Below are 11,199 nucleotides of genomic sequence, written 5' to 3' on the forward strand. Positions count from 1 at the left end.
CTGCTTCATCTTTATTCTATATGGGAAATAATTATGAATATTGATCAATTGAGTAACGTCTTTCACTGGATGAAGTCTCAACGCCGGACTTTATTACTTACTCTGTCACTTTTTCTCTTCTCTAGTCGTCTTATGGCTGCGGAATCGGTTGAAGCGTTAGCGCAACATGAAGCCTCTGGATTATTTGGTTTTCTGTTCACTTATATCGCCCACAATCCTTTTGTGTTTCTTTTCTTAAGCATTGCCATTGGCTATCCTTTAGGAAAAGTAACGATTAAAGGCATCAACTTAGGTTCAACGGCGGGTACTCTAGTTGTTGGTGTTGGTATCGCGTTAACTGCTTTCTCTGTTTATGGTTTACATATTGATGCGCCGGGTTTGGTGTCTGATATCTTCTTAATGATGTTCATGTACGCCATTGGTATGAAAGTAGGACCACAGTTTTTCTCTGGATTGGCACGAGGAGGAATAGACTTTGTTGTTATTGGTCTTATCGTCGTGTTCAGTAATTTCCTAATTGTTTTCTTTGGTTCTAAATTACTGGATTTAGCACCGGGTTATGCGGCAGGGATTATTTCGGGGAGTTACACTGTAACTGCCGTGATGGGCGTAGCTCAATCTGCCATTAATTCAGGGGCAGTTAAAGCACCTGCAGGAATGACGCTTGACCAAATTAGTGCCAACATAGCCGCGGGTTATGCCATTAGTTATATTCTTTCTAGTGTCTTCATTATTCTACTTATTAAATACTTACCTGCGATGTTTGGTATTGATCCGGTGAAAGCGGGTAAAGATGCTGAAGCCGATTTTGGTGCGGGTGGTGATACAGAAGCATTACCAAGCACGAATGGTTTCTCAAACTTAGGTGTTCTTCCTCTAGATATTCGAGCGTACAGAGTTGATCACCAAGAATTAGTTGGACAGAATGTAGAAGCGTTATTTCATCGTTATCCCCATGCTGCGATCCTTAAAGTCGTTCGTGGTGATGAGGTGTTTGATGCGGTAAATAACCCACAACTTCAGCTTGGAGATGTCATCGGTATCCGAGGTGACTACCATGTATTAATCGAAGGCGGAGAATCCACTGTCGGTGTTGAAGTTGATGAGCCTAGAGCGCGTAATGTTGATATCGAAGTTGCCGATATTCATTTAGGTAAGTCAGCTTACACAGGCAAAACTATCGAAGAAATGAGTAAAGAAGTTGGTTTTGGTATCTATATGAAAGCGGTGTTTAGACAAGGGCACCAACTTCCTATGCTACCTCAAACCGTGGTTGAAGTCGGTGATGTTATTCGTGTCGCTGGTTCTGATTGGTGTGTTAAACAAGCTGCTAAAAAACTGAACAGTAATCCGATTGTTGAGAGCACGTTGACAGAAACATTCTATCTAGCGCTTTCTTTATTGATTGGTTATGTGTGCGGACACTTAAGTGTGACCTTTAGTGGCATTCCATTTGCGTTAGGAACCTCTGCGGGCTGTATGCTTACAGGGATCATCTTTTCGTTCTTGAGAACTCGCAATCCCGCGTTTGGTGGACCAATGAGTGAGGGCGCGCGTAGCTTCTTACAAGATATTGGTTTGAGCTTGTTTGTTGCAGTATTAGCAGCAGCAGTAGGCCCTAAAATATTGGCGTCATTCCAAGGTATTGTAGTGATTAAGATTGCAGGCTTAGGTTTATTGGCAGCGTTACTTCCACCATTGTTGGCTTGGATTTATGGTTTATATTTCCGCAAAATGAACCCTGCGATTCTTGCTGGTGCATGTGCTGGTGCTCGTAATAGTACACCTGCAATGAAAGGTGCTCAGGATGAATGTCAAAGTGATATGCCTGCGGTAGGCTATCCGGTGCCTTATGCGTTAACGTCTATGATAGTACTGGTCTTAGGTTACCTAACCATGGTCTTATACTAAAATAACACAGTTGCAATATTCGGTTCTACGATACGAATATTGCAACTTTCTTTCGCATCAATTTACTTATCCCAATAAGGCTCACTCCCAAAATAATCACTTAAAAAGTCGATCAATTTACGTACTTTTTGAGGAAGATATCGGGTTTTGGGATAAAGAGCATAAGCGTGTACTGAGTTGAAGTGATAATCGCTCATGATAGGCAGCAACGTTCCCTTCGCAAGCTCCTCCCAAACAATAAAGGTCGGCATAAAAATAATCCCATGCCCAGAGACCGCCATCGCTTTCAAGAAGTCTCCATTATTCGCAATACAATGTGTTTCCATTGGAACCGTAATCGCTTGGTTTTTATTATCACGTAATTCAACACCAGATAAAGGCTGTTGACGGTATCTTAATAGCTGATGTGATTTAAGCGCATTAGGAGTGGATGGATTGCCATGTTCAGCTAAATAAGCAGGACTTGCACATAACACGTGATGAATAGGGGCAATGGCTTTAGCTTGCAGTGTTGAGCTTGTGAGATTACCAATACGAATCGCTAAATCGATACCTTCTTCAACCAAATCAACTTTGCGATCAGAGAAATCAATATCCAGTTTCAATTTAGGGTGTGCTTTTGCAAAATCATCTAAGGCAGGAACCAAATGCATCACACCAAAGGTGAGGGGAACGGCGAGTTTTATGGTGCCATTTAATTCTTGATGAATGGCTGACACATGACAGTTAAGATCGTCTACTTCCTCAAGTATTAATTTACATTTTATGAAATAAGATTGCCCTGCTTCGGTAAGACTAGAAGTACGAGTCGTTCGATTGATGAGCTTAATACCAAGTTGTTGCTCTAATTCACTCAGCCGTTTACTGACGGCCGATTTCGCCAAATTTAACTGCTCCGCTGCTTTTGTTATTCCTCCTGCTTCTACCACCTTGGTAAAAATGTGCATACTTTCTAGCTGACCCATTACTGCCCCCTTATTTATCTATTGTTCTTTATATGAGAACAGTGTTTCCTCAGTATTGCTGTTTATCTACTTTTGTTCAACGACTATTCTTTACACCAAGCGATAGGCATAAGCCTAAAGATAAAAGAATTAAGCGGGAAAATAGAATATGACAAATAAAAATAGAGCGCTAAAAAATGTGTTTCCAGGGATAGCGACTTCTGATGGTGATGGCGTGAAATTAACGCGAATTATTGGTACGCAACAGTTGAATATTTTAGATCCATTTTTGCTTTTAGATTGTTTTGAAAGTGATGACGCATCGGATTATATCGGTGGCTTTCCAACCCATCCGCACCGCGGTTTTGAGACAGTGACTTACCTGTTAAATGGGAAAATGCGTCATAAAGATAATGCAGGGCATGAAGGGGTTGTTGAGCCCGGAGGTGTTCAATGGATGAGCGCAGGCAAAGGTGTATTGCATTCTGAAATGCCAGAGCAAGAAGAAGGGTTATTGAAAGGTTTTCAATTATGGGTGAATTTGCCTAAGGCTTCAAAAATGATGGCGCCGGCATATCAAGAGTACCCACCAGAATCAACACCAGTAGAGTTAAGAGAGAACGGGACAGAGGTTCGAGTAATTTCCGGTACAACTAATGAAGGCACGACTGGACCAGTAAAGAATACGCACATTACACCGACATATATGGACGTGAAATTGCCAGAAGGAATGACTTTTGAACAAGCCTTACCTATTGGACATAACGCGTTTATCTACGTAATTGAAGGGGCGGTGACCATGGCGAATGACAGTACCCAGAAGATAACAAAGAAATCTCTTGGTGTGTTTGATGAAGGAGAGCAAGTCTCGGTGATGGCGTCTGATTCTGAGACTCGATTCTTATTGATTGCAGGGCGACCATTGAACGAACCGATTGCGCGTGGTGGTCCGTTTGTAATGAATACCAGAGAAGAAGTATTGCAAGCGTTTGATGATTATAGCCAAGGTCGTTTTAACTAACAAACAGACGTCTTTAGTAATTAATACACATTTTTATCTTTAATGAATAGCGAGGAAACAGCATGGGACTTTTAATTGACGGAAAATGGCACACGGATTGGTACGACACGGCATCAACGGGCGGTAAATTTGAGCGTAAAGCGTCCAGTTTTCGCCATTGGATAACAAAAGACGGCAGGGCTGGCCCATCTGGAGTGTCAGGTTTTAATGCTGAATCTGGGCGTTATCATTTATATGTTTCACTGGCTTGTCCTTGGGCACACCGCACAGTGATTTACCGTAAGCTAAAAGGGCTTGAAGACATGATTTCGATGTCTGTGGTGAATGCGTTTATGGGAGACGACGGTTGGACATTTGAACCGGGTGAAGGCGTTATTGAAGATACGGTAAATCATGCAACTTATGCGCATGAAATTTATACGAAGGCTGCTCCTGACTATACGGGAAGAGTCACAGTTCCTATTTTATGGGATAAGAAAACCAATACGATCGTGAGTAATGAATCGGCAGAGATCATTCGTATGTTTAATTCTGCTTTTGATGATATTGGTGCCACTGAATTAGATTTTTCTCCTGAGCACTTATTAAATGACATTGATGAGTTGAATGCATTTATATACCCAACGATTAATAATGGGGTGTATCGAGCGGGTTTTGCTACGACTCAGGCAGCGTATGATGATGCGGTTGCCGAAGTATTTGGAGCATTAGAGACGGTAGAACAACGCTTATCGACTCAACGTTACTTAATTGGTGATGAGATCACAGAGGCGGATTGGCGTTTGTTTACGACATTGATTCGCTTTGATGCCGTTTATGTTGGGCATTTTAAATGTAACCTAAAACGCATTGTTGACTACCCGAATATTTGGGGCTATTTACGTGATTTATTTCAACAACCCGGAGTGAGTGAAACGGTTAATATTGACTACATAAAAGCGCATTATTACGGCAGTCATGAAACGATTAACCCAACACTTATTATACCTAAAGGGCCAGAGTTGGATTTCTTTAGTCAACACCACCGTGACTAGGTTTATTTATGTTCAACTTATTGTGAAATGATCCAATTTATTGTTTTTATTTTGTGATTGTAAATTAGTATTTTTTTAATTTACTGATTTTGTTGGCTATTATTTTTGGCATCCATCTTGCTCTATTACATTCATATCGTGATTAACACGACTCTAATCGAATTTAAAATAAGGAATAAATAGATGCCAACTCCAGCGTATATGTTAATAAAAGGCGAAGTTCAGGGCGACATCACTAAAGATGCGTATTCAGCAGATTCAGTCGGGAATACGTGGCAAGAAGCACACATTGATGAGTTTCTTGTTCAAGAACTTGATCATGTATTAACGGTTCCACGTGATCCTCAAAGTGGCCAGCCAACAGGTCAACGAGTTCACCGTCCTGTGATTGTAACTAAACAACAAGACCGTTGTTCTCCATTGTTGTTTAACTCATTAGTTTCAGGTGAAAAATTACCAGAGTGCAGTATCAACTTCTACCGTACGTCTATTTCTGGTAAGCAAGAGCACTATTACACAATCAAATTGATTGATGCACTGCTTGTAGATATGCAAACTCGCATGGCTCATTGTCAAGATGCTGCAACGTCAGATCGTGTAACAGAAGAAGTACTTAAGTTTACTTACCGTGCAATTGAAGTGACTCACGAAACGTGTGGTACGGCAGGTAATGATGATTGGCGCGCACCACGCGAAGCGGGTTAATCTTAAGAACTAAGACCGATTTTTATTGTTTTTGTAGATTCTTTAATTAGAAAAAGTCTTAAGAAGAGAGTGGAAAGAACGACTGAAATGATAAGTCATATTGATAATTAGCAATATGGCTTTTTTTCTCTTTTTTTCTTGGGTCTTTTTTTATTTAAGACTTTGGTGAGCAGTTCTCTCTGTGGTTCCGAAATAGGGAATCTGTCCATCAATTGGTTTTGAGCGTTTAAAAGTAATGATTTTTCCCATGCTTTAAATATATCAAACTCAAGCAAGATGGCATCGTTAATTTTTATGAACAATTCATAGTCTTTCATCATGTGCCCTCCATTTTTAAGAACCTTAACATAGGTAATTTGTGATTGTAGCTTTATCTAGTTATAGAATTTTATATAAATTCATAAAAGTCATTCCTTAGTTATGAAAGAGTTATAAAATCATTATTTATCGTGCTTCTATTTACCGCCCACGCTTTATAGCGATATGCCATAATAGAACAAAGACAATTACGTTATCGAGAATGGGCAAAACGAATGGGCGAACATTATTCGATCAGTAAACAAAATTATGATGTGTTTCGTGTACCTAAAACAAAAGTCGATAAGATTGCTTTAGTGACAGAAGGTGGTGGTCAAAGGGGGATTTTCACCGCAGGAGTGTTGGATACGTTTTTAGAAGCCAAATTCAATCCATTTGCTTTATTGATTGGAACATCAGCAGGTTCGTTGAATTTGGCCTCTTACATTTGTGGGCATAAAGGACACGCTTACCGGATCATTAATCAAATCACCCGCAGTCCTGATTTTTTTAAATTGTCTCGTTTTTTACTCTCTGGCGAAGGGATGGATCTGGATTGGTTAATCGATAAAACCGAAGCCGATATTCCGTTAAACTGGACAGTAGGAGAAATGCACTTACATACCAAACAAGTACTTGCTGTTGCTGCTCATGCCACTAATTTTGAAACTAAGTACTTTGATTTATCGACCACAAATTGGAAAGATATTTTACGTGCCTCTTGCGCGATTCCTGCGTTGCATAAACAACCGGTGATCATGGATAAAATGGAATGGGTTGACGGAGGATTAACGACGCCGATTCCCGTACAAGAAGCCTATGATAGAGGTTATCGTCACATTGTTGTTATCCGTACTGTTCCGGTTGAATTTAAAGAAAACCACGACTGGATGATGAAAGTCGCCAAGATGACTAAAAATGCCAAATTAAATCAAATGGCCGTGATGTTGATGAATCACGAAGAAAGCTATCGTAAAACGCAGGCATTTTTAGCTAATCCACCGGATGATGTCACTATTTATGAGATTTCACCGAATAAGAACCTTGAATCTAAATTACTGGGAAGCACCAAAGAGCAATTAGATAACGATTATCAACACGGTAAAGATGTGGGGAAATTATTTCTAGAGGCGATTGCGCCTAAATTGAATTTAGAGCAAGCACCGCAACCGCATATTCTTGTAAAAACACACGAAGATCGATTGAAAGAAGAGAACAGAAAACAAGATTATGAAGATCCGATTGATAAGATTTGGAGCAACAAAACGCACGGTGAAGTGCTCGGTGTTGATCGAATTGCCTTGAAGTGGATTAACATTAACGTTGGTGAAAAGAAACAGACGTTAGTGATCGTTAATGGTCGTAATGAAAGTTATTGGAAATATAAAGAAGCCATTCTTGAGTTAAGTCAGTATTTTAATATTTATACGTATGATCACCGTGGGCAAGGTGAGTCAGGACGGATAACGCAAGATCACGAATTAGGCCATGTGGATGACTTTCATGATTATGTGATGGATCTGTATATCTTTATGGAAAAGGTTGTCCGACCAAATTTAGAAGGAGAGTGCTTTATGCTTTCTCATTCGATGGGGGGAGCGGTGACCGCCCAATACCTTTCAAAATTTGATCATCCCGTAACGGCATCGGCGGCAACATCACCAATGTTTGGTGTGTATATACCAGGGAAAGCGCATGGACTAAAAACTCAAACACTAAACTTACTTGATGTGTTGGCAAGTAAGCCTAACTATGCATTAGGGCAAAGTCATTTTAAGAAAGTCGAGTATGACGATAACGTATTAACTCACAGTAAAATAAGATATCAAATGTTTGTTGAGCTGTTTGAAAGTATGCCGAATTTACGGTTAGGTGGCCCAAGTACCCATTGGATCACTGAATCAATAAAAGCAGGAAAAAAATGCATCGCTGAAGCTCATAAAATAAAAATTCCAATGCTGATTTTACAAGCAGGAGACGATCTTGTTGTGAGTAATGTGGCTCAGCGAAGTTTTCATGAGAACAGTCATCTTTGTCATTTAGAAACAATCCCAGATTCGTATCATGATATGTTGATAGAAGACGATAAACATCGAGATATTGTATTAAGAAAATTGATTAATTTCTTTAGTAGTGATTATAAGTTTTATTAAATACGATTAGAACATAGTATGAAAAAGCCCTGTTTGAGACTCATCAAACAGGGCTTTTTTATTTACGTAAAGTGGTTAAAACTTATAGTTTACACCGACAGTAACAATATATTCTGATTCGTCATAGAAAGTAATATTTGAATCGGTTGAGCTGTAGCCTGCAAAAGAAATGAATGACCAATCTTGCCAATCCATAAATTTAGTATATTCATAAGCAGCAAAGAAGCTTAATTTATTGTCTTCACGAGTGTCGCCATAAATAGGGTTTTCAGCCCCGAATGTTCGTTGATTGTAACCAGCAGTTAATACCAACTGGTGTCTTTGCATTAACTTGAAAAAACTCAGTTCAGCACCGTATTGATCGTAAGAGCTTGCTTTTCCGTCCGCAGATGAAGATTGGTAAATAACAGAAGGTAGGATGAATGAAGTACGACTTAGTGGTAAGCGATATTGACCTTTTAAGTAGATCGTATCCGCGTCTCTTTTTAGTATGTCTTCGACGTCATCATTCTCTATGTCTTTGGTGGCATAGGCGGTATCAATGGTAAAGTTTGAGCCTGCAATGTTATCGACTCTAAAACGAAATGCGTTTCCTGAAGCATCGGTTTCTGTACGAGCAGAGCCTTCCAAGTATGGGTCTGCCCACGTCTTACTTGACATAATGGTTGGCAGAATAGAAACATCAATCGCCATTCTTGATTCAAATTGGTATTTATAGCCGACCTCAAGAACAACGGTACCTGTTGCCACATCTTGACGTGTTGTACCGACATGAACTTGTTGATTTAATTCTTGGCCAAACGTATAGGCAATGCTTCCAAGAGGAAAGGCCATAAAGCCACTGTCAGTGGATGCATTTTGTTTGTTTGATGTAATGGTGTCATCACCTTCGGTATTAAAATTGGAAGTTGAAGACGTAAATCCTGTCGTTAACGCAATTTCTCCACTAACCCCTTCTTTCTCTGCTAGCTTCGCCTGTGCGGGCATACTCATTATGCAGGCAGTAAGAAGTAAATAGCGTAAGTTCATTCTTCGTCATCCTTTGGTTACTATGATGTTAATAACTACATTGAAACAGTTATAGTAGAAGTTATCAATGATGACGAACCATAAGTTGCGATTATATTTTCATCTAAAAATAAATACGAACGAACCGCTTTGTATTCAAACAATGATCGTTGGCTATTTTTAAATAGGAACAAATGTGCTTATTTGTTCTATTTTTCTTTTATGTTGAGATGACTACACTGTCTCGATTAAAAATAATAGGATGAGATAATGACAGAGAAAAAAATAAAGTGGGGCATTGCAGGGCTTGGGAACATAGCGCACAGATTTGCTCAAGACTTAACAAGCAACAGTCAATGTGGAGAATTACAGGCCGTTGCTGCTAGAGATGTTGATAAAGCAGAGCGGTTTGCTACCCGTTATAAGGCGGTATCTGATTATGGTGATTATGAACAATTAGCGACGGATCCTACCGTTGATATTGTTTATGTCGCGACAATTCATCCTTATCATAGACCCTTAGTTGAGTTGTTTCTTTCTCACCATAAACACGTTTTAGTTGAAAAGCCGGCGTTTACTAATTACCAAGATTGGCAAGACATGCAGAAACTTGCTAAAGATAACGGGGTGTTATTGCTTGAGGCAATGAAAACGGTTGTGTTCCCCGCTTATCGAGAGTTGAAGGCTTTTATGAATGAACACAAGATTGTCGTGGATTCCATAGAAGCCTCTTTCGGTAATGAAAGTGTGTATGACCCTAATATATTTGTATTTAATCCTGAATTGTCAGGGGGAGCGACACTAGATGTCGGAGTATACGGCGTTTGGTTTTACTGTGATTTATGCCATTTCTTTGGTGAAGATGTCCCAACACCGTCGGTCTCTATTACCGCAGAACACCCTGAATGGAGAGTTGATGAAAACGTGGAGTTTTTATTTGATGGAAAGATTAAAGGAAAAATAGGGGCGTCAATTTCAAAAAACTTACCAAGGAGCGCGATTTTAAAAGGCGATGGTGTTGAGATCGTTATACATGATAAATGGTGGAACCCTTCACGAATTGATGTACATTTAAGCGGTCATACTCACACCATTACGCATAGCAGTGGTGGAGGGTTTGAACATGAAATAGATCATTGTTCAGAGTTATTATTAAACAATGCTCAAACTTCCTCAGTGCTTAATACCGAAATCAGTGGGCAGGTATTGTCTATACTAGAGCAAGCGTTAATCACCAACGGATATACACATTTAACGAAAAGATAAAATTGGGTGCAATGGAGAATATAAAAAGAAAACTAGAGGTTTATGAAATACTTTTTCGTAAGTATGGACCGGTAGCATCAAGCTGTAATATTACAGAGCTTTCATTACTATTGAAGGTGAGTGAACGTCATGTTCAAACCGTGATTAAGAGATTGGTTAATACGGGTTGGATTGAATGGAAAGCAACGCCGGGTCGCAGTAAAAAAGCACAATTAACGTGTTATAAAGAACCGATTGAAGCGTGTTATGACTGCGTGTCTAATGTAGTCGATTCTGGTAATACTGACTCTGTTTTGAATATACTCAGTTTTGGTGGACGTAATGCTTCTATTGAGCTTAAAAAGTATCTTCTCCATTCCAATAACATCGTACCACGCTCGGTTTGTATGCCTTTTCATCGGAAGATTGGCTCCTTATTACCTCATCACGCAATCTGTCGTACCGAGCGTTATTTAGTGAGTCAAATTTTTCAGCGTTTAGTGAGTATTGATAACGATATTATTCACCCTGATTTTGCACATCATTGGGAGCATGATTCTTCTGCAGCACAGTGGCGTTTTTATCTTCGAAGTGGCGTTGTCTGTCATGACGGAAATCCGTTAACGGCAAAAGATGTTGTACGTTGTTTAAAAACACTGATAGCCAACTATTATTGGAGTCCACTTTATTCTAACCTCAAAGGGATTAGGTTTCTTTCTGAAGAGTGTATTGAAATCACCTTATCAGAGGGCGACTTTCATTTGCCAAGATTATTGGCTCGGAGTGAAGCCTCTATTTATCCTATTCATGTATCGACAGATAAGATCGTTGGTTCTGGCCCATTCTTCATACACCCACAAATCCACTCTTTCCAACAACGG

Annotated in this window: 10 protein-coding genes; 7 read left to right on the top strand and 3 right to left on the bottom strand. The window is 39.7% G+C overall.

The window, feature by feature from the left end; all coding sequences use genetic code 11:
• Positions 1-33 precede the first annotated feature (33 nt).
• Positions 34-1,911 (top strand): aspartate:alanine exchanger family transporter, encoded by a 1,878-nt coding sequence (locus AACV33_RS06545; protein ID WP_017020591.1) that lies wholly within the window; start codon positions 34-36, stop codon positions 1,909-1,911.
• A gap of 62 nt (positions 1,912-1,973) precedes the next feature.
• Here AACV33_RS06545 and AACV33_RS06550 read toward each other — a convergent pair whose 3' ends face one another.
• Positions 1,974-2,876, bottom strand: a complete 903-nt coding sequence (locus AACV33_RS06550; RefSeq protein WP_017020590.1) for a LysR family transcriptional regulator — start codon at positions 2,874-2,876, stop codon at positions 1,974-1,976.
• 148 nt (positions 2,877-3,024) lie between these two features.
• Here AACV33_RS06550 and AACV33_RS06555 point away from each other — a divergent pair, with 148 nt between their 5' ends.
• The 3 genes from AACV33_RS06555 to AACV33_RS06565 all read left to right on the top strand — a co-directional run bounded on the left by AACV33_RS06555 (position 3,025) and on the right by AACV33_RS06565 (position 5,615).
• Positions 3,025-3,876 carry a pirin family protein gene (locus tag AACV33_RS06555; RefSeq protein WP_017020589.1) on the top strand — a complete coding sequence of 284 codons (852 nt, stop codon included), beginning with the start codon at positions 3,025-3,027 and terminating at the stop codon, positions 3,874-3,876.
• A 62-nt stretch (positions 3,877-3,938) separates the two neighbouring features.
• The gene (locus AACV33_RS06560; protein ID WP_017020588.1) at positions 3,939-4,910 is read left to right on the top strand and encodes a glutathione S-transferase family protein; all 972 of its coding nucleotides are present in this window, start codon (positions 3,939-3,941) and stop codon (positions 4,908-4,910) included.
• A 183-nt stretch (positions 4,911-5,093) separates the two neighbouring features.
• The gene (locus tag AACV33_RS06565) at positions 5,094-5,615 is read left to right on the top strand and encodes an Hcp family type VI secretion system effector (protein WP_065610697.1); all 522 of its coding nucleotides are present in this window, start codon (positions 5,094-5,096) and stop codon (positions 5,613-5,615) included.
• A 107-nt stretch (positions 5,616-5,722) separates the two neighbouring features.
• On the opposite strand, the gene AACV33_RS06570 is transcribed toward AACV33_RS06565, so the two are convergent.
• Complete coding sequence (locus AACV33_RS06570) at positions 5,723-5,935, bottom strand: hypothetical protein (RefSeq protein WP_012549942.1); 213 nt, start codon at positions 5,933-5,935, stop codon at positions 5,723-5,725.
• A 213-nt stretch (positions 5,936-6,148) separates the two neighbouring features.
• Here AACV33_RS06570 and AACV33_RS06575 point away from each other — a divergent pair, with 213 nt between their 5' ends.
• Positions 6,149-8,065, top strand: coding sequence for an alpha/beta fold hydrolase (locus AACV33_RS06575; protein WP_017020586.1), 1,917 nt, complete (start codon positions 6,149-6,151; stop codon positions 8,063-8,065).
• Positions 8,066-8,140: 75 nt separating this feature from the next.
• Here the strand turns inward: AACV33_RS06575 and AACV33_RS06580 are convergent, their stop codons facing one another.
• Positions 8,141-9,094 (bottom strand): DUF2860 domain-containing protein, encoded by a 954-nt coding sequence (locus AACV33_RS06580; protein ID WP_023603064.1) that lies wholly within the window; start codon positions 9,092-9,094, stop codon positions 8,141-8,143.
• Positions 9,095-9,343: 249 nt separating this feature from the next.
• On the opposite strand from AACV33_RS06580, the gene AACV33_RS06585 reads away from it, so the two are divergent.
• The gene (locus AACV33_RS06585; RefSeq protein ID WP_065610695.1) at positions 9,344-10,339 is read left to right on the top strand and encodes a Gfo/Idh/MocA family protein; all 996 of its coding nucleotides are present in this window, start codon (positions 9,344-9,346) and stop codon (positions 10,337-10,339) included.
• A gap of 11 nt (positions 10,340-10,350) precedes the next feature.
• A partial coding sequence (locus AACV33_RS06590; protein ID WP_182699983.1) for an SgrR family transcriptional regulator occupies positions 10,351-11,199 on the top strand: 849 nt, incomplete at its 3' end.

Origin of the sequence: Aliivibrio sp. SR45-2, from assembly GCF_963890165.1 — a bacterium.
In the GTDB taxonomy this organism is placed as follows: Bacteria; Pseudomonadota; Gammaproteobacteria; order Enterobacterales; family Vibrionaceae; genus Aliivibrio; species Aliivibrio salmonicida.